Annotated in this window: 15 protein-coding genes; 11 read left to right on the top strand and 4 right to left on the bottom strand. The window is 54.7% G+C overall.

The genetic code is table 11. The features are described 5' to 3' along the window. Positions 1–10: 10 nt before the first annotated feature. Complete coding sequence (locus J9788_RS18870; protein WP_046897745.1) at positions 11–2377, top strand: TIM-barrel domain-containing protein; 2367 nt, start codon at positions 11–13, stop codon at positions 2375–2377. 3 nt (positions 2378–2380) lie between these two features. Here the strand turns inward: J9788_RS18870 and xseA are convergent, their stop codons facing one another. Continuing rightward, the gene (gene xseA, locus J9788_RS18865; RefSeq protein ID WP_046897867.1) at positions 2381–3757 is read right to left on the bottom strand and encodes an exodeoxyribonuclease VII large subunit; all 1377 of its coding nucleotides are present in this window, start codon (positions 3755–3757) and stop codon (positions 2381–2383) included. Positions 3758–3927: 170 nt separating this feature from the next. Between xseA and guaB the strand changes: the two genes are divergently transcribed. The 4 genes from guaB (at position 3928) to J9788_RS18845 (ending at position 10720) form a co-directional block, all read left to right on the top strand. After that, entirely contained in the window at positions 3928–5391 is a 1464-nt protein-coding gene (guaB, locus tag J9788_RS18860) for an IMP dehydrogenase (protein ID WP_004941460.1), read from the top strand. Between the two features lie 103 nt (positions 5392–5494). After that, positions 5495–7072, top strand: coding sequence for a glutamine-hydrolyzing GMP synthase (guaA, locus tag J9788_RS18855; protein WP_021504498.1), 1578 nt, complete (start codon positions 5495–5497; stop codon positions 7070–7072). A gap of 1090 nt (positions 7073–8162) precedes the next feature. Then, a complete protein-coding gene (locus J9788_RS18850) occupies positions 8163–8966 on the top strand; it encodes a helix-turn-helix domain-containing protein (RefSeq protein WP_033644341.1) in 804 nt (267 codons plus the stop codon). A gap of 128 nt (positions 8967–9094) precedes the next feature. Continuing rightward, positions 9095–10720 (top strand): cholesterol oxidase substrate-binding domain-containing protein, encoded by a 1626-nt coding sequence (locus J9788_RS18845; protein ID WP_033644084.1) that lies wholly within the window; start codon positions 9095–9097, stop codon positions 10718–10720. A gap of 77 nt (positions 10721–10797) precedes the next feature. Here the strand turns inward: J9788_RS18845 and J9788_RS18840 are convergent, their stop codons facing one another. Then, complete coding sequence (locus J9788_RS18840; protein ID WP_079007635.1) at positions 10798–11115, bottom strand: hypothetical protein; 318 nt, start codon at positions 11113–11115, stop codon at positions 10798–10800. A gap of 320 nt (positions 11116–11435) precedes the next feature. Between J9788_RS18840 and J9788_RS18835 the strand changes: the two genes are divergently transcribed. From J9788_RS18835 to J9788_RS18815, 5 genes are all read left to right on the top strand, one after another. Further along, positions 11436–12713, top strand: coding sequence for an HlyD family secretion protein (locus J9788_RS18835; protein ID WP_033644082.1), 1278 nt, complete (start codon positions 11436–11438; stop codon positions 12711–12713). After that, the gene (locus tag J9788_RS18830) at positions 12706–14820 is read left to right on the top strand and encodes a peptidase domain-containing ABC transporter (RefSeq protein ID WP_342160202.1); all 2115 of its coding nucleotides are present in this window, start codon (positions 12706–12708) and stop codon (positions 14818–14820) included. Before J9788_RS18835 ends, J9788_RS18830 begins: the two co-directional genes overlap by 8 nt. Before the next feature lie 159 nt (positions 14821–14979). After that, positions 14980–15174 (top strand): hypothetical protein, encoded by a 195-nt coding sequence (locus J9788_RS18825; RefSeq protein ID WP_127897174.1) that lies wholly within the window; start codon positions 14980–14982, stop codon positions 15172–15174. Between the two features lie 285 nt (positions 15175–15459). Beyond that, entirely contained in the window at positions 15460–15687 is a 228-nt protein-coding gene (locus J9788_RS18820; RefSeq protein ID WP_038872484.1) for a type II toxin-antitoxin system Phd/YefM family antitoxin, read from the top strand. Positions 15688–15718: 31 nt separating this feature from the next. After that, positions 15719–16051 (top strand): type II toxin-antitoxin system RelE/ParE family toxin, encoded by a 333-nt coding sequence (locus J9788_RS18815; protein ID WP_182265528.1) that lies wholly within the window; start codon positions 15719–15721, stop codon positions 16049–16051. Positions 16052–16067: 16 nt separating this feature from the next. On the opposite strand, the gene J9788_RS18810 is transcribed toward J9788_RS18815, so the two are convergent. Together J9788_RS18810 and J9788_RS18805 are read right to left on the bottom strand one after the other, a co-directional pair. Then, a complete protein-coding gene (locus tag J9788_RS18810; protein ID WP_046897741.1) occupies positions 16068–17849 on the bottom strand; it encodes a hybrid sensor histidine kinase/response regulator in 1782 nt (593 codons plus the stop codon). After that, entirely contained in the window at positions 17846–18478 is a 633-nt protein-coding gene (locus tag J9788_RS18805; RefSeq protein ID WP_046897740.1) for a response regulator transcription factor, read from the bottom strand. Before J9788_RS18805 ends, J9788_RS18810 begins: the two co-directional genes overlap by 4 nt. A gap of 175 nt (positions 18479–18653) precedes the next feature. Between J9788_RS18805 and J9788_RS18800 the strand changes: the two genes are divergently transcribed. Continuing rightward, positions 18654–18968 (top strand): hypothetical protein, encoded by a 315-nt coding sequence (locus J9788_RS18800; RefSeq protein WP_182265527.1) that lies wholly within the window; start codon positions 18654–18656, stop codon positions 18966–18968. Positions 18969–19029 lie beyond the last annotated feature (61 nt).

Genomic DNA, 19029 nt, shown 5'->3' with positions numbered 1-19029 from the left:
TGGAATATGTATGAAAACGTTGAAAAATTGGACGCTGGCGGCGCAGCATGCCGACCACGTCGAGCTGCTGGTCGATGAACGTCACCGTTTCTGCCTGTACGTGCTGGAAGACGGTCTGTTCCGCGTGTTGATCAAACGTGAGGGCGAGCTGGCGCTGGATCGCACCTGGAGCATCGCGCCGCAGAACGATGTGCCTTGGGAGGGGCGCGATCGGCTCAGCGTCGCCGGTTTCAGCCTGCCGGGCTATCAGCTGCGCCGGGAGGGCGATCGGCTGGTGGTCAGCACGCCGCTGCTGCGCGTGACGGTGCATCAGCCGCTGTGGCTGGCGTGGGAGCATTGCACCGCCGACGGCGAGTGGCGGCCGCTGGCGTCGGATCGGCCGACCAGCGCCTACCTGCTCAATGCGCACGGCGACGGCGTGGCGCATTATCAGCGGCGTTTCGCCGATGAGCGCTATTACGGCCTGGGGGAGAAGACCGGCGATCTGGAACGCACCGGCCGCCGCTTCGAGATGCGCAATCTGGACGCGATGGGCTACAACGCCGCCAGCACCGATCCGCTGTACAAGCACATTCCGTTTACCATTACCCGTGGGCCGGAGGCGAGCTTCGGCCTGTTCTACGACAACCTGAGCAGCTGCTGGCTGGATCTGGGCAACGAGATCGACAACTACCATACGGCCTACCGCCGCTATCAGGCCGAGGCGGGCGATCTGGATTACTACCTGTTCCTCGGTCCCCGGGTGCTGGACGTCACCAAGGCGTTCGTGCGCCTGACCGGGCGCACCCACTTCGGGCCGAAGTGGAGCCTGGGCTACAGCGGTTCGACCATGCACTACACCGACGCGCCGGACGCCCAGCAGCAGCTGCAACAGTTCATTGCGCTGTGCCGCCAACACGCCATCCCCTGCGACTCTTTCCAGCTGTCGTCGGGCTACACCTCGATCAACAACAAACGCTACGTGTTTAACTGGAACTATGACAAGGTGCCGCAGCCCAAGCTGCTCAGCCAGGCGTTTCACGACGCCGGCCTCAAGCTGGCGGCCAACATCAAGCCGTGCCTGCTGCAGGATCATCCGCAGTATCAAGAGGTGGCGGCGCAGGGGCTGTTTATCCGCGATTCGCAAAGCGACGCGCCGGAACGCTCCAGCTTCTGGGACGACGAAGGATCGCACCTCGACTTCACCAATCCGGCGACGGTGCGCTGGTGGCAGGCGGGCGTCACGCAGCAGCTGCTGGAGATGGGCATCGATTCGACCTGGAACGACAACAACGAATACGAAGTGTGGGACGGCGAAGCGCGCTGCCATGGCTTCGGGCGGCCGATCGCCATCAAGCATATCCGCCCGGTGATGCCGCTGCTGATGATGCGCGCCTCGATGGAGGCCCAGCAGCGCTTCGCGCCGCAGAAACGCCCGTACCTGATCTCGCGCTCCGGCTGCGCCGGCATGCAGCGCTATGTGCAGACCTGGAGCGGCGACAACCGCACCAGCTGGCAGACGCTGCGCTACAACATTCGCATGGGGTTGGGCATGAGCCTGTCCGGCTTGTATAACCTCGGCCACGACGTCGGCGGCTTCTCCGGCGACAAACCGGACGCGGAGCTGCTGGTGCGCTGGGTGCAAAACGGCGTGATGCACCCGCGTTTCACCATCCACTCCTGGAACGACGACGCCACGGTCAACGAACCCTGGATGTACCCGGCCGCTACCCCGGCGGTGCGCGAGGCGATCAACCTGCGTTACCGGCTGCTGCCGTATTTCTACACTCTGCTGTGGCAGGCCTGCGCCGACGACGAGCCAATGCTGCGCCCGACTTTTCTCGATCACGAACAGGATGCGCGCACCTTTGGCGAAAACGACGATTTTCTGATCGGTCGCGATCTGCTGGTGGCCAGCGTGGTGGAGCCGGGGCAGCGTCGCCGATCGGTGTATCTGCCGGATAACGGCGAAGGCTGGTACTGCTTCTACAGCGGCCAGTGGTTCGGCGGCGGGCAGACGGTGACGCTGGCGGCGCCGTTGGAGCGTCTGCCGCTGCTGGTGCGCGCCGGGGCGGCGCTGCCGCTGTCGCAGCGGCTGGCGCATGTGGACGTGGCCGCCGACGATCGGCGCGAGTTGCGGCTGTTTCCGCTCAAGGGCGGTGGTGCAAGCAGTGGGCTGCTGTTTGAGGACGACGGTGAAAGCGACGGCTGGCGGCAGGGCGATGCGCTGTGGCTGCGCTGGGAAATGCGCTGCGACAATCAGCGCATCATGCTGGATATCACGACGGAAGGGCGTTTCCGCCCGGCCTGGCGCACGCTGACGCTCAGCCTGCCGGAAGGCGAAACGCGCGCACTGTGGGTGAACGGCGAACCGGGCGAGCGTTTTACGCTGGAGTAGGGCTTACTCGGCCGCGCGCTTCTTGCGCGGCTTTTTGGCGACGGTGATGGTTTTCACCTCGCTTTCCACCCAACCATCCTGCAGGCGGGTTTTCAGCAGTTCGCCGACCTGCGCCTGCTTGGTGGTTTTCAGCAGCTCGCCGCGCGGAGTTTGCGTCACGCTGTAGCCGCGCGCCAGCGTCGCCAGCGGGCTGACGGTCTCCAGCTGGCTGCAGGCCACGCCGAAACGCTGGCGGTAGGCGTTGAGCTGGCGCTCCATCGCCTGCTGCAGACGGTATTCCTGCTGCTGCACGCGCTGTTGATAGCGGTGAATGCGGCCCTGCGGCTGTACCTGCGCCAGCCGCTGCTGGACGCGTTCGCTGCGGCGGGCGGCCAGGCGCAGCTGCTGCTGCATGCCGTCTTCCATTCGGCGCTGCAGCTTGAACAGCAGCGTCTGCTGGCGCGCCAGGCGCAGATGCGGATGCTGCTGTTGTAAACGGTGATGAATGCGGGTGAACTGCTGCTGACGCTGCGCCAGGTAGTAATCCATCGCCATCTCCAGCCGTTGCTGCTGCGACTGCAGCTGGCGCAACAGCTCGAGCTGATTGCGGCTCACCAGTTCGGCGGCGGCGGAAGGGGTCGGCGCGCGCAGGTCGGCGACGAAGTCGGCGATGGTGACGTCGGTTTCGTGGCCGACGGCGCTGACGATCGGAATGCGGCTGGCGAAGATCGCTCGCGCCACGCGTTCGTCGTTGAAGCTCCACAGATCTTCCAGCGAACCGCCGCCGCGGCCGACGATCAGCACGTCGCATTCGTCGCGGCGGTTGGCGGTCTCGATGGCGCGCACGATCTGCATCGGCGCTTCCGCGCCCTGCACCGAGGTGGGGTAGATGACGATCGGCAGCGACGGATCGCGCCGCTGCAACACCTGCAGGATATCGTGCAGCGCCGCGCCGCTGGCGGAGGTGATTACCCCGACGCGTTTGGCCGGGGCGGGCAGCGGCTGCTTGAACTGCTGATCGAACAGCCCTTCGGCGCTCAGGCGCTGTTTCAACTGCTCGAACTGTTGCTGCAGCAGGCCGTCGCCGGCGGGCTGCATGCTCTCGGCGATCAGCTGGTAGTCGCCGCGCGGTTCATACAGCGTGATGCTGGCGCGCACCAAGACCTGCTGGCCGTTTTGCGGCCGGAAGGTGACGCGGCGGTTGCTGTTGCGGAACATCGCGCAGCGCACCTGGGCGCGGTCGTCTTTCAGCGTGAAATACCAGTGGCCGGAGGCGGGCTGGGAGAGGTTGGAGATCTCGGCGGAGAGCCAAATCTGCCCCATTTCCCTTTCCAGCAGTTGGCGAACCGTCTGATTCAGGCGGCTTACGGTAAAAATGGAAGGCGAAACAGGTAGCGACATGTGACCCAGATCAAATTTCAAAACAATCACTTAATTGGTCGATACTACATGGCTGAAAAAGGTAATCAAGACTTTTTGTAAGAAAGTGCTGGAGGCAACCGATTCCGCTCTGTATAATGCCGCGGCAATATTTTATCTTTTTCACAGCCCACCCTGGTGAGATATTGCCCATGCTACGTATCGCTAAAGAAGCTCTGACGTTTGACGACGTCCTCCTGGTTCCAGCCCACTCCACGGTTCTGCCTAACACCGCAGAGCTCGGCACTCAACTGACCAAAACCATCCGCCTGAACATCCCTATGCTGTCCGCAGCCATGGATACCGTTACCGAATCCGGCCTGGCCATCGCGCTGGCGCAGGAAGGCGGCCTGGGCTTCATCCACAAAAACATGTCCATCGAGCGCCAGGCTGAAGAAGTCAGCCGCGTGAAAAAACATGAAAGCGGCGTAGTCACCGACCCGCAGACCGTTACCCCGGCCACCACGCTGCAGGAAGTGAAAGAGCTGACCGCGCGCAACGGCTTCGCCGGTTATCCGGTCGTCACCGAAGACAACGAGCTGGTCGGCATCATCACCGGCCGCGACGTGCGCTTCGTGACCGATCTGACTCAGCCGGTCACCGCGGTGATGACGCCGAAAGATCGCCTGGTTACCGTGAAAGAAGGTGAAGCGCGCGACGTGGTGCTGCAGAAGATGCACGAAAAGCGCGTAGAAAAAGCGCTGGTGGTGGACGACAGCTTCCATCTGCTGGGCATGATCACCGTTAAAGACTTCCAAAAAGCGGAACGTAAGCCGAACGCCTGTAAAGACGAGCACGGCCGTCTGCGCGTGGGCGCGGCGGTCGGCGCCGGCGCCGGCAACGAAGAGCGCGTTGACGCGCTGGTGGCGGCGGGCGTTGACGTTTTGCTGATCGACTCCTCGCACGGCCACTCCGAAGGCGTGTTGCAGCGCATCCGCGAAACCCGCGCCAAATACCCTGATCTGCAGATCGTCGGCGGCAACGTCGCGACCGCGGCGGGCGCCAAAGCGCTGGCTGAAGCCGGCGTGAGCGCGGTGAAAGTGGGTATCGGCCCTGGCTCTATCTGTACTACCCGTATCGTGACCGGCGTGGGCGTACCGCAGATCACCGCCATCGCCGACGCGGTGGAAGCGCTGGAAGGCACCGGCATTCCGGTTATCGCCGACGGCGGCATTCGCTTCTCCGGCGATATCGCCAAAGCGATCGCCGCGGGCGCCTCTTGCGTGATGGTCGGCTCCATGCTGGCGGGCACCGAAGAATCTCCGGGCGAAATCGAGCTGTATCAGGGCCGTTCGTTCAAATCTTACCGCGGCATGGGCTCGCTGGGCGCGATGTCCAAAGGCTCTTCCGACCGTTACTTCCAGACCGATAACGCCGCCGACAAACTGGTGCCGGAAGGTATCGAAGGCCGCGTGGCCTATAAAGGCATGCTGAAAGCCATCGTGCACCAGCAGATGGGCGGCCTGCGCTCCTGCATGGGCCTGACCGGCTGCGCCACCATCGACGATCTGCGCACCAAGGCGGAGTTCGTGCGCATCAGCGGCGCCGGTATTCAGGAAAGCCACGTGCACGACGTGACCATCACCAAAGAGTCGCCGAACTACCGCATGGGCTGATGCCTTAACCTCTCCTGAGTGAGAGGCCGGGGTGGGGCGCTAAGCCCCATCCCGAAAACATACATTTTCGCTCTTTTTCTCTTGTTGCTGGAATTCGCCTCACATGACACAAAATATCCATAAGCATCGCATCCTCATACTGGACTTCGGTTCGCAATACACCCAACTGGTCGCCCGCCGCGTGCGCGAAATCGGCGTTTACTGCGAACTGTGGGCCTGGGACGTTAGCGAAGAGCAGATCCGCGAATTCAACCCAAGCGGCATCATCCTGTCCGGCGGCCCGGAAAGCACCACCGAAGCCGGCAGCCCGCGCGCCCCTGACTACGTGTTCAACGCCGGCGTGCCGGTGCTGGGCGTGTGTTACGGCATGCAGACCATGGCGATGCAGCTGGGTGGCCATGTGCAGGGCTCCAACGAACGCGAGTTCGGCTACGCGCAGGTGGAAATCGTCAACGAGAGCGCGCTGCTGCGCGACATCGAAGACGCCATCAGCCCGGCCGGCAAACCGCTGCTGGACGTGTGGATGAGCCACGGCGACAAAGTGACCGCGATCCCGTCCGACTTCGTGACCGTCGCCAGCACCGATACCTGCCCGTTCGCCATTATGGCCAACGAAGAAAAACGCTTCTACGGCGTGCAGTTCCACCCGGAAGTGACCCACACCCGTCAGGGCCAGCGCATGCTCGAGCGCTTCGTACTGGACATCTGCCAGTGTGAGGCCCTTTGGACGCCGGCCACCATCATCGAAGATGCGGTTGAGCGCATCCGCGAGCAGGTGGGTGAGGACCACGTGATCCTCGGTCTGTCCGGCGGCGTTGACTCCTCCGTCACCGCGATGCTGCTGCACCGCGCCATCGGCAAGCGTCTGACCTGCGTGTTCGTCGATAACGGCCTGCTGCGCCTGAACGAAGCCAAGCAGGTGATGGAAATGTTCGGCGACCACTTCGGCCTGAACATCGTGCACGTCGAGGCGGAAAACCGCTTCCTGACCGCGCTGGCGGGCGTCGACGAGCCGGAAGCCAAGCGTAAAATCATCGGCCGCGTGTTCGTTGAAGTGTTCGACGAAGAAGCCTGCAAGCAAGAGCAGGTGAAATGGCTGGCGCAGGGCACCATCTATCCGGACGTAATTGAATCCGCCGCTTCCGCCACCGGTAAAGCGCACGTGATCAAGTCGCACCACAACGTGGGCGGCCTGCCGAAAGAGATGAAGCTGGGCCTGGTCGAGCCGCTGAAAGAGCTGTTCAAAGATGAAGTGCGCAAGATTGGCCTGGAACTGGGCCTGCCGTACGACATGCTGTACCGTCACCCGTTCCCGGGCCCGGGTCTGGGCGTGCGCGTGCTGGGTGAAGTGAAGAAAGAGTACTGCGATCTGCTGCGCCGCGCCGACGCTATCTTCATCGAAGAGCTGCACAAAGCCGATCTGTACAACAAAGTCAGCCAGGCGTTCACCGTGTTCCTGCCGGTGCGCTCGGTCGGCGTGATGGGCGACGGCCGCAAATACGACTGGGTGGTCTCCCTGCGTGCGGTGGAAACCATCGACTTCATGACCGCGCACTGGGCGCATCTGCCGTATGACTTCCTCGGCCGCGTCTCCAACCGCATCATCAACGAAGTGGACGGCATCTCCCGCGTGGTGTACGACATCAGCGGCAAGCCGCCGGCGACGATCGAGTGGGAGTAATCCCGCGTCCGGCGTAGGCTGGCGTCAGTGAACCGCACATGAGAACCAAACCCGCTTAACGGCGGGTTTTTTTATGCCCGATGTTTGGCGCCCTATGCCGTAGACGGCTTCCGAGCCGAAAGGAGGCCGTGATTGAGAGAGGGGCGAACGGAGAGGACAGCCCCCTGCGCTTTGCTTACGGCTCATTTCCTGAGACGCGGCGTTTCCATCTCGGCTTTGCGCCAATCCGCAGAACGGTATTCTGCAACCACGCGCACGTTGCCGGCGCGATGATATCGTCGGATAACGGGGCTTTATTCACCGTATCCGCCGGGCCGCGGTATTAAAATGAATTGCCGTATTGAGGCGCGTCGACTCATCGGCATCGGGCGATGGCGTAGCTAATTAATTCTCTGCGAAAATTAAAGGACTCCGCGCGCCCTTTTATGGGATTTTTCTTAAAGACTTGGTCTGACGAATAAATATATCAGAAGGATGCGGTGAATTAGTCTATTTCTTATTTTATAAATCTTTCTTTCTGTTTTTATTGGGGAAATCAGCGGTTTCATTGTTTTTAATAACCCTTCTCAAGGGCGAGCCCTACGTTTTATCGGCATTCATTGCTTGGAATTGAAATTCTAATTATATGATTTTTATTATCTTTTAATTATTGTCGTAACATAAAGTGCGAACTGTGTAATTATCTGGCATTTGATATTTTCTAAGCTATCTACATAGGCTACTCTAAATGTAAGGGTATTAAAATGCACCGCCGAGAGGGAGGCAAACGATTTATCAACGGATGCCAGGATATGCTTTCTTTTGACTGCTTAGTTGCACAACGTCAGGGTGGATATTGGTCAAGATGAAAGAGACAGGAAAAGCCTTCACCAGGGAAAAGCTTTATAAGAATTATACCAATAACGTCACAAGGAGGGTGTCTACCCAAAAAGAGGAATCTCTTTGTCAATCAACTATGAAAGGTTCATCGTTTTTCACATTCTAATCCTAATTGCATGATTGCGGCAGCGCTTTGTTTTTCATTTTAATGGATAAAAGCCCAATGAGCAGGTTGTCTGAGGGTGGGTTTTGTTAGGGCATGGATGTCATTATGAGTTACCAGCATAGTATCGTGGTCGAGCTAGTTAATTTGATCGAGATGAATATACAGCATGATCTCTCGATAGAAAAGTTATCGGATTTGTCTGGTTATTCGAAATGGCACTTGCAAAGAATGTTTCAGCGTTATACGGGAATGAAAATAGCGACGTATATCAGAAATAGGCGTCTGAGCAAGTCTGCCGTCATGCTCAAACAGTCTGATTTAAAAGTATTGGAAGTGGCTACTGCTATCGGCTTTAGCTCCCAGCAGGCTTTTAGCCGCGCCTTTCAACGCTTTTTCGGCGAAAGCCCAAAGGACTTTAGAACGAGCCAGGAATGGGACTTTTCCAAACATCTCCCTCCCTTTTTAATACAAAATCCGTCAGCCTATCATTTTATCGAAATGCCCAAGAACATATACCTGCTTAAGGGATATAAGTTTTTTCTCTATCATTCGATGAATGCTTCCAGCTCTGGAGGAGAGGAACGACAGAAATATGGCAGCCGCACAGGGAAAAATACCGATACGTCAATGCGCACGGTAAAGTTGGCTTCATCCGGTTGGGAAGTAACGCTCAGCAAAGGGTACTACGAGACACGCAATCTGACGTTGATAAGAGGGCAGTACTTATTGTTCGAGTTTAATGGCAGATTGAACGAATACCTGGTTTTTTTTGACAGCATCTATGACGCCTATCTTCCTTTGCTTGGCGTGCGAATAAGAAACGGCTTTTTAATTGAGTTGCATAAAGAAAAGAATTTTCAATACGCGGAAATTAACGTCAAGGTGTTGATTTATATTGGCAAGTCTTGACGTTATTCGGGCAGTAAAAAAGAGGGATTATCCCAAGGAAAAGGAGGTGCTTATCAGGGTGATTAATTAGCGCTCGGGCTGTTGCCGTTTTTATCTCTATCGGTTTTAATTTTAAAAGGAAGTCAGTTATGACTAGTTCTAGTTTGAACACGTTCCCTGTGGGCTATGAGTATGTCAATTTTGTTAATTGGTCAAAAGAAATCTCCGGCAATCATATTCTGACCTGCTATCCACAAAATACGGATGAGCTCTTGGCCGTAATTAACTGGGCGCATGAGAATAAATATTGCGTGCGTCCGGTTGGCATCAAGCACAACTGGTCCCCGCTCGTTATTGCAAACGGGGAGGATAACAGCAATGTCGTGCTGATCGACCTCACCAGGAAATTCAAAAACATCTCAATCAATAAAGTGGGAGAGCATGGATACGTCACCGCGCAAACGGGGGTGACAATGCAGGCTTTGCTCACTGAATTAGAAAAAAAGAAACTCGGCTTTTACGCGACGCCGGCGCCTGGCGATCTGACCCTGGGCGGCGTGCTCGCCATCGGCGGTCATGGAACCTGCATCCCGGCAAAAGATGAGCCTCTGGCTGAGTTTGCCAGTTTTGGTTCCGTGAGCAATAGCGTGGTGTCGCTAAAAGCTGTCGTCTGGGATCAGGCGCGGTCGAAGTATGAATTAAAGGAGTTTACGCGTGATAATGCGGAGAGCTCGGCATTCCTGGTGCATGTCGGCCGGGCTTTTATCAGCGAAGTGACGCTGCAGGTGCCGCGCAACCGGCGTTTACGCTGTCAAAGTTATGTTAATGTCACCGCGGCGGATCTTTTTTCCACTGCGAGCACGACAAAAAATACCTTCAGCCATTTCTTGGATCTGTGCGGGCGCGTTGAAGTCATCTGGTTCCCGTTCACGGAAAAACCATGGCTGAAAGTGTGGAAGCAAGAAGACAGCTTCCCAAAAGTGTCAAAACCGGTTAATGGTCCGTTTAACTATCCGTTCTCGGATAATTTGCCGGTTAAAATTTCCGATATCATTAAAAAAATCAATAATGGCCATCCGGAGCTGACCCCGACACTCGGCAAGGCGCAGATGGAGTTGGTCAGTATTGGTTTAGGGGCCACCGTGTCGGCGGATCTGTGGGGGTGGAGCAAGGATCTGCTGTTGTATGTGAAGCCGACAACGCTGCGCGTGACGGCCAATGGTTACGCGATAATCACGAAGCGGAGCAATATTCAAAACGTATTGCACGATTTCACGAAAAAATATGAAGACATGGTGGCCGATTACCAGCGCAAGAATTCATTTCCGATGAATGGCCCGATTGAAATTCGCGTCACCGGATTGGACAGTGCAAAAGAGAGTGCGGTGGCTAATGCCATTGCTCCCGATCTTTCGGCTATTCGTCCCGTTGAATCCCATCCGGAATGGGATGTCGCGATCTGGTTGGATATTCTGACCATGCCCGATACGCCGGATGCCAATAAATTCTACAGTGAAATGGAAAAATGGATTTTTAGCCACTATGCGGGCGACTATGCGACGGTTCGCGTAGAGTGGAGTAAAGGCTGGGGTTATACGTCACAGGCCGCGTGGCAGGATAAAACCGTACTCGAAGAAAACATTCCGCGCAGCTTTAATGCCGGGGCAGGGAACAATGACAGTTGGAATCATGCCTGCAACGTGCTGAATAAGTACGATCCGCACAACGTGTTCTCTTCTCCATTGACCAAAGCGGTTTTCAAACAGAAGAGTTAGTGAGTGCGTAATTGAAATAACCACCTGATTGGGCAGGTGGTTAGCATCATTAACCTTTCAGAGGGAGCCGCTTGTTTTCAAGCACCCCATTCTTTCTCGTAATGATATTCGATACGGCTTGCATCCCCGCCCAGCAGGGAGCCTACGGCTGCAACGCTTTTAAATGCCGCATAGCCAAGCGAGTCCGCGACATTATGAACGGCGCCCAAGCCAAAACCGATCGCGTTGAACCCTTGGCCTACGGAAGAGATCAGTCGGGTATTAAGCGCATCATTGGCCAATTTTACGGTATCAATGATAACATCGCCGGCAAATCCTGATACAAAGCTTGCCGTATCGGAAATAATCCCTGCACCAGAAACGATTTCGATCTCTGCAGTATTTAGCTCTTTCATAGTAAATCCTTTCAACTTTATCCCTATACCTCAGGAACGAAACGTAAAGCGTTTCGCCGCTTAATTCTCGCAGCCTCTGTGAATGACGGCTTGATGAGAATACGCTTAGATTAAAGAGGTCGGCGTTGAAATATGCAACTCATAACGCCGTCGCTAATATTAGGGTCGCACTTTTTGTGATGTTTCAGCAGTTTTGTGATTTTTTAAGATTATTATTACTTGTGGGTTTTGCCAACAAAGATTAAATCTAAATAAGCGCCGTATTGGGCTATGGATAAGATAAAAATAAACGGTGTCGCTATATATGGAGAGGTCAGGATTTGTTTAGGGAAGAGGCCTTATCGCACAGTCGTTCTAAATGGGCAGGAAAAGCATTGTTAATTGCAGGGTTGCCGGCCTGGGTCATCGCGGGCATATCACTTTCATTCGTCTCTGTGCTGATCATTTTCGTGACCTATGGCGGTTATACCCGGCGTATCAGCGTGGGCGGAGAGGTCACGACGCTGCCAAGATCGGTCAACATATTTGCTACTCAGCAGGGATTCATTGCACAACGCTTTGTCAATGTGGGCGATCAGGTAAAAAAAGGGCAGCATCTTTATCAGATAGACGTCAGCAGGGTGACGGATTCCGGCACCGTCAGCGCAAGCACGCGGCAGGCGATAGAAAATCAACTGGCGCAGGTCGATAGCATCATCGCCAAATTGGAGGCGAACAAGAAAACGACCCTGGTCAATCTGCAAGCGCAGATTGACCAATATAAACTGGCGCACAGCCAGTCCAAACAGATGGTCGAGAATTCACGCAACGGCGTTAACTTCATGCGCGAAACCATGAAAAATTACGATGAGTATCGCAGTAAGGGACTCATTAATCGGGATCAGCTGAATAACCAGGTTTACCTCTACTATCAGCAGCAGAGCACGTTCCACAGTCTCTATAACCAAAGCATTCAAGAGTCTTTGCAGATAACTAACCTGAATAGCGATCTCGCGACAAGAGCGTCCGATTTCGATAATCAAATCTCGCAATATCAATTTCAGCGTAATGATCTCCTGCGGCAGCTGGCCGAAGCGGACGCCAGCGGCTCGTTGATTGTCAATGCGCCGGCGGACGGGCGCGTTGAATCGCTCAGCGTGACGCCTGGGCAAATGGTCAATACGGGGGACAGCCTGGCGCAATTAATCCCCAGTAATCATGCCATCTATTATTTGGTTTTATGGTTGCCCAACAGCAGCGTGCCTTACGTGAGCCGAGGTGATCACATCAACGTTCGCTATGACGCCTTCCCGTATGAAAAATTTGGTCAGTTTCCCGGCGTGATCGAAAGCATCGCTTATGTTCCCGCATCGATTCAGGAAATGTCCACTTACAGCAGTTCGCCAACTCGACAATCGGCTGAACTGGTTGAGTCGTACTACAAAGTGCTGGTGGCTATCGATAACACGCAGTTCGGCTATCAGGGAAAGAAGCTGAACCTTTCAAGCGGCATGAAGGCGCAAGCCACGCTTTTCCTGGAGAAAAGACCCATCTACCAATGGATGTTCGCGCCATTTTATGACATGAAAAACAGTGTGTCGGGGCCACTTCGTGAATAAAGTTTATGAGAATATCGTTGGCAAGCTGAACCTGTCGCTCAGAAGAAAAGTGCCGCAGGTCTTGCAAACGGAGGCCGCCGAATGCGGGCTGGCTAGTTTAGCGATGGTATGCGGCTATTACGGCATGCACATCGATATGCTGTCGATGCGCCAGAAGTTTGATATCTCGGCCCGCGGCGCCACCCTGAGCTCGCTGATCGCGATCGCCGAGAATCTCAATTTGAAAACGCGGGCTTTATCCTTGAACCTGGATGAGATTCGCCAGGTGAAAAGGCCCTGCATATTGCACTGGGATATGAATCACTTTGTGGTCCTGGTCAACATTCGCGGTGGGCGGATAATCCTGCACGATCCGGCATTTGGCCGTCGGGTTATCGGCCTGCAGGAGTTTTCCCTGCATTTTACCGGAATCGCTTTAGAGGTATGGCCAAGCAGTGAATTCACGCCTGTGGTGCAGAAAAATCGCCTGCACTTTAGAAAACTGCTCAGCAATGTCACCGGTCTTAAAAGCGCGCTGGTAAAAATTTTCGCTCTGTCGTTGGTCATTGAGGCCGTCAACCTGCTGATGCCCGTCGGGACTCAGTTGGTGATGGACCACGTCATCCAGGCCGGCGACCATAATTTATTGGTCATTATTTGCGTCGGTTTACTGTTTTTTATCTTGTTCCGCACCTGCGTTTCGATGTTTCGCTCGTGGATCTCCATCGTGATGGGCGCGCTGATCGATATACAGTGGAAATCAGGGCTGTTTGATCATCTGATGAAGCTCCCGCTTGCCTATTTTGAAAAGCGCAAGCTGGGTGATATTCAATCGCGCTTTGGCTCGTTGGACGCTATTCGCACCACGTTTACCACCAGTATCGTTTCCAGCATCATTGATGGCATCATGTCGGTCGGCGTATTTATCATGATGTTCATGTACGGCGGCTGGCTGGTGTGGGTAGCCTCCGGCTTTACGGTCTTATATGTTCTGCTGCGCCTTTCGACCTATCGCTACTATCGGCAAGCGTCCGAGGAGCAATTGGTGAAGTCGGCGAAAGCCAGCTCACATTTTATGGAGACGTTGTACAGCATCGCGACGCTGAAGTCGTTGGGGTTGGCGGGAACGCGTTCGCAGTTCTGGTTAAATTTAAATATCGATACGGCAAACGCCAATATTCGGGTGACGAAGCTCGATATGTTCTTTGGCGGCGTGAATGCATTTCTTGCGGCCTGCGATCAAATCGTTATCTTGTGGTTGGGCGCGTCTTTAGTGATCGACAGTCAAATGACATTAGGCATGTTTGTCGCTTTTAATGCCTATCGGGGGCAATTCTCCGATCGCGCGTCAAATCTTATCGATATGGTCATTCGGCTGCGAATGCTGAATTTGCATAATGAAAGGCTGGCGGACATCGTGCTTTCTACGACAGAGGAAGAAAAGCCCTATCGCAAGATATGCAATCCCAACGAGGCGGTGACTTTTGAAGTGCGCGATCTGCTTTATCAATATGACAGCCTTTCGCGCCCAGTGATCCCCGGGCTCAGCCTGCAGATCGCGGCGGGAGAAAGCGTGGCGATCGTCGGGCCTTCAGGCGTTGGCAAAACCACGTTGATGAAGCTGATGTGCGGGCTGTTGGAACCGACGGAAGGGCGTTTGTTTATCAACGGCATTAACATTCATGATATCGGCATTAATAATTACCGGGAGTGTATCGCATGTGTATTGCAAGAAGATAAACTGCTTGCCGGTTCAATTGCCGAGAACATATGCAGTTTTGATGCTCATCCCGATACGGAATTTATCGTTGAATGCGCCAAGCATTGCAATATTCACGACGATATTATGAAAATGCCGATGGGATATGAAACGTTGGTGGGCGAATTGGGGGGCAGCCTTTCCGGCGGGCAAAAACAGCGGGTTCTTATCGCCCGCGCGTTATATCGAAGGCCCAGCATTCTGTTTATGGACGAAGCCACCAGTCATTTGGATCTGGACAATGAAAAAAGGGTGAACGAAGCCATATCCTCGTTGAAAATGACCCGCGTTATCATTGCTCATCGGCCATCGACGATTGCATCGGCAGATCGGGTAATTACATTGCAACCTGTAAATGCAATAACGTAATTGCTTGATGAAATATAAAATTTTATATTTATTTCATCTTTAATTAAGATTTTCGTTATTGAGTTAATTTATTGAGCGTCTTATACCTAAAGCGTGAACCGACGGTTCATAAAAAGCAGTCTTTATTAATTGATTCTTTTTAGTGAATGGAGATGAAAAATGAGAGAATTAAATTCAACAGAAGTTCAGCAGGTGAACGGCGCAACGATTGGCCTGGGTCTGGCTATTATCGGCAAGGTTGTTAACAGCTGGGGAAACGCGTGGAATAATGCCTGGGGCGGTTGCACGCCAAAACCGCCGGTATGTAAACCTGAGCCGCCGGTTTGCAAACCAGAACCGCCTAAATGCGATTAATCGTATTTAGATAACGCCACGTAAAATGCGGCAGGCTTAATGTTTTATTCATTGAGCCTGCCTTATTGCCGGCGGATAACCTGCGCCATCTGCGTAGTTAACTTGCCCTCCACTGCGTCAACAGCGCATGCAGCCTGGCCGGTTCCAGCGGCTTGCGCAGCACCAGATAACCTTCCTGCTCGTTCTGCCTCGCTTCAATCATGAGGTTTGAAGCAGATTATTGTTTTTGGTCTAAATATAGACTACATTCAGACCTTAATATGATTGGTAGCGCCTGGGGGCACGATGAAAGTAGAGACCATCAGCTACGTTAAAAAAAACGCGGCCACGCTCGATCTCTCTGAACCTATCCTGGTCACGCAAAATGGGGTTCCCGCCTACGTGATAGAATCCTATGAGCAGCAGCAGGAACGAGAGAACGCCATTGCTCTGCTTAAATTGCTGACGCTGTCAGAGAAAGATAAAGCGGAAGGGCGCGTGTTCTCAAAGGAACAGCTGTTGGATGGGCTTTAAGCATTACAGTGCTCAACATTAAAGGATTGCAATGGAACAGGCGGTGACCTTTGAGTACACGCTTACGGTAAAGCACTGCATCGACACAATAGCGGGTTTCCTGCGCCGTGTTGATGTTGAGCCACGCCCGGTTATCGCAGACATTCTCACTCAGTTTGAGCGCATCGTTGGCCAGTTCCCGCAGGGATGCCAGATTTGCCCTGAGCTGCTGAAGATTGGCTGTGCAAAGTACCGGGAGTTTAACCACGTTGAAGGTTACCGGGTTTTGTATTCCGTAGAAGCAGCTACCGTGACTGCCCATGCTATCTTGTCCCATCGGCAGGATATCCAGCAGCTGCTGTTTAAGCGTTTGATCATGGCCTGATCGCCCTCAATATGCGCTAGCCGCTCCCCCACTGCGTCAACAGCGCATGCAGCCTGGCCGGTTCCAGCGGCTTGCGCAGCACCAGATAGCCTTCCTGCTCGGCCTCTTGCAGAACTTGCGAGTTGAACTCGCCGCTGACCATGGCGCCGCTCACGTCCGGCAGGCGTTCGAACAACGCTTTGAGGATGTCGAAACCGCTCTCGCCGGAGCGCAGACGTTGATCGCACAGCACGGCGAACGGCGTAAAGCCGTCGTCGACGATGGCGAAGGCTTCCTCGGCGGAGGCCGCGCAGCGCACGGTGATGCCCCAGGTGCTCATCAGGCTTTCCCAGGCGGAGGTCACCAAAGGATCGTCGTCCACCACCAGGCAGGATCCCCGCAGCGGCGCGTAGCGGGTGGGCGTGGCGGTGTTGTCGTACGTCGCCGCGATCTCCGGCGCTTTGTCTTCGCCGAGGTATTGCGCAAAGCGCATCCAGAAGCGCGAGCCTTTGCCTTCGACGGAGTGCATGCCGTACTTCACCTTCATCAGCTTGGCACAGCGCGCTACCACCGCCAACCCCAGCCCGTGCCCGGCGCTGTCTATCTTCCACGCCAGCTCGGGGCGGTAGTAAGGGGAGAAGATTTTGCTTTTCTCTTCGTCGGCGATGCCTACGCCGGTATCCCACACTTCCACCAGGCACTCGGCACCGCGCGGGCGGATGGCGATCAGTACGCCTCCCCGTTGCGTGTAGCGCAGGGCGTTTTGGATCAGATTGATCAGCGATTGCCGCACCAGCAGCGGATCGCCCATCACGCTGATGCGCCGCTTGGGTCGCCAGGTGCGCAGCGCCAGCGAGCGGCTGTTGGCCTCTTCGCGGAACAGAGTGATCACTGAGTCGAGCAGGGCGCCGATATCCACATGGGTGGCGGCGGTGCGCACGTTGCCGGATTCGATCTTGCTGAGATCAAGCAGCGAATTGAACATCAGATGCACCGAACGCACGCTCTGCTGCAGATCCAGCAGCTGCGGCGTCAGGCTGTCGTCCCGGTTTTTGTGGATGATGGCTTCGATCAGAAAACCCATGGCGTGCACCGGTTGGCGCAGATCGTGGCTGGCGGTGGTCAGGAACTGGTTCTTGTCCAACAGCGCCTGTTCCGCCTCTTCTTTGGCCTGGCGGAACTGCTCCGCCAGGCGCGAACTTTGTTCTTCGAGCAGCGCTTGCTGAATAAAGAACGCATGTGAGGTTAACGCGTGGCGATAAATGGCGAAGCCGTACAGCAAGTTCAGCATCAGCACGATGAACATCACGTCTTCCAGCCGCCAGATGATGCCGAGGTTCAGCAGCCCCCAGGAGGCGAAGAAAAAACGCGTAAAGGTGCTGATGACGGGCGTCAGATGCGTTGCGTTGGCGGCGACGATCGCAGCGATGCTGATATTGAGCAGCAGGAAAAAGTCAAAGTTATGGGTCTGCGGGGTAATTAAATAGAGTGAGGAGATCCCCAGCCCGTGAATAAAGGCCACCTTATTAATGCGCGGTAGCCAGCGGCGCAGCACGGTGTCTTCATCATTTTCTTTGGCCTCGCGCAGGTAGCGCCGATGCCATATTCTGATCGCCACGGCGCATAGCAGGTAAACCATGATCCAGGCGATGGTTGGGCCAAGCTCATCCCCCAGCAAATAAATCCAGATGGCGAAAGGGATGCCGACGAAAGGTACGGCGGTAAAGCTGAACACCAATCGCATGAAGGTGTTGTCCAGCAGGCGGATCTGCGCGCGTGGCGAGATGCCATCATTTTGTAAATTCTGGAAAAACCTCATTGCGACGGCTCCCGTTTGCCGTGCAACAGCGTAATGGCTTCCACCCGGCTGTTGACGCCGATTTTTTTCAAAATATTGCTGATGTGTTCTTTGACGGTGGGTTCGGAAATAGACAGCTGCGCGGCGATCCTTTTATTGGGCAGGCCGCGCATCATCATATTTAATACGTCAATTTGTCGCGGGGTTAAATTAAATTTTTTTAAATGCTCTTGGTTGCTTTTAACGGCGAATTCATTCCCCTCAGGAAACCATTCCTGATTATCGTTCAGTGCAAAGACCGCCTTGGCGAATAATTCAGGAGGTTCGTTTTTTAATACAAACCCATGCCCGCCGGCAGTGTGCACTTTCTGCCAGATATCGTTATTCTCGTCGCCGCTCACCACCAGTATTCGCACCTGGGGATAAAGCTGTTTGACTTCCTTGAGTAATTTCAACGCCGTACCGGAAGAGAGCCAAAAATCGATCACCAGTAAACGCGGCGGGCCGTTTTCCCTAATATGACGGTAGCAATTCTCTTCTGTAGTCACCACATGCGCCTGTTTGAATCGGCAATGCGTGCTGAGAAAATTAGCGATGCCGCTTGCTACCAATGGATGGTCATCAACAACCAACGCATAATCCTGCCCCAAAGGATTCTCCTTTCGCCTTCAAATATCAGATAGGTCTGATGAATTATTATCAACCCTCCCTACTTTAGGAGGGTTTTTTCGTTTAGGAAAGGGAAATATATTATTCGAGGATTTGGATAAGAGAAAACATAAAGCCAATCAATAAATTCAACTGATTGGTTATAAAGGATAATTTATGAAGAAACCACTTATCGCTTTAACCGTTACGATGATGCTAGCCGGTTGTTCCACCCTGAAAACCGATCAGGCCATTCCGCTGCTGCAGGCGGAAACCGCTAAAATGCTGGGCCTGGGCTCATCGGACGAAATTACCGTGACCAATGTCAATGGCGCACAGCCGGATGCGCTGGGCGGCCAAAAACTTTCTTATCGCGCCACCACGGAAAAAGGCCGAATTTTCGATTGTTCATCGCTGATGATGCCGGGAATTTTAGGCTCCGCGCCGTCGCTGAGCGCGCCGACTTGTACACCGGTAGTCACCCATAAATAATTCGCTGTGGAGGCGGTATTGCCGCTTCCTGGTTTTCCATCGTCGGAGCGCCAGCGCCGGG

It is taken from the genome of Serratia sp. X10, from assembly GCF_017811775.1.
GTDB lineage: Bacteria > Pseudomonadota > Gammaproteobacteria > Enterobacterales > Enterobacteriaceae > Serratia > Serratia ureilytica.
Note: the sequence above shows the minus strand (reverse complement) of the source record. Positions and strands in the feature narration are given on the sequence as shown.

Bases quoted from the DNA above. Each gene is read 5' to 3' on its own strand.
- J9788_RS18840 (WP_079007635.1), bottom strand. From the start codon at position 11,115: ATGAAAGAGCTAAATACTGCAGAGATCGAAATCGTTTCTGGTGCAGGG.
- guaA (WP_021504498.1), top strand. From the start codon at position 5,495: ATGACACAAAATATCCATAAGCATCGCATCCTCATACTGGACTTCGGT.
- J9788_RS18850 (WP_033644341.1), top strand. From the start codon at position 8,163: ATGAGTTACCAGCATAGTATCGTGGTCGAGCTAGTTAATTTGATCGAG.
- xseA (WP_046897867.1), bottom strand. From the start codon at position 3,757: ATGTCGCTACCTGTTTCGCCTTCCATTTTTACCGTAAGCCGCCTGAAT.
- J9788_RS18825 (WP_127897174.1), top strand. From the start codon at position 14,980: ATGAGAGAATTAAATTCAACAGAAGTTCAGCAGGTGAACGGCGCAACG.
- guaB (WP_004941460.1), top strand. From the start codon at position 3,928: ATGCTACGTATCGCTAAAGAAGCTCTGACGTTTGACGACGTCCTCCTG.
- J9788_RS18820 (WP_038872484.1), top strand. From the start codon at position 15,460: ATGAAAGTAGAGACCATCAGCTACGTTAAAAAAAACGCGGCCACGCTC.
- J9788_RS18810 (WP_046897741.1), bottom strand. From the start codon at position 17,849: ATGAGGTTTTTCCAGAATTTACAAAATGATGGCATCTCGCCACGCGCG.
- J9788_RS18800 (WP_182265527.1), top strand. From the start codon at position 18,654: ATGAAGAAACCACTTATCGCTTTAACCGTTACGATGATGCTAGCCGGT.
- J9788_RS18845 (WP_033644084.1), top strand. From the start codon at position 9,095: ATGACTAGTTCTAGTTTGAACACGTTCCCTGTGGGCTATGAGTATGTC.
- J9788_RS18870 (WP_046897745.1), top strand. From the start codon at position 11: ATGAAAACGTTGAAAAATTGGACGCTGGCGGCGCAGCATGCCGACCAC.
- J9788_RS18815 (WP_182265528.1), top strand. From the start codon at position 15,719: ATGGAACAGGCGGTGACCTTTGAGTACACGCTTACGGTAAAGCACTGC.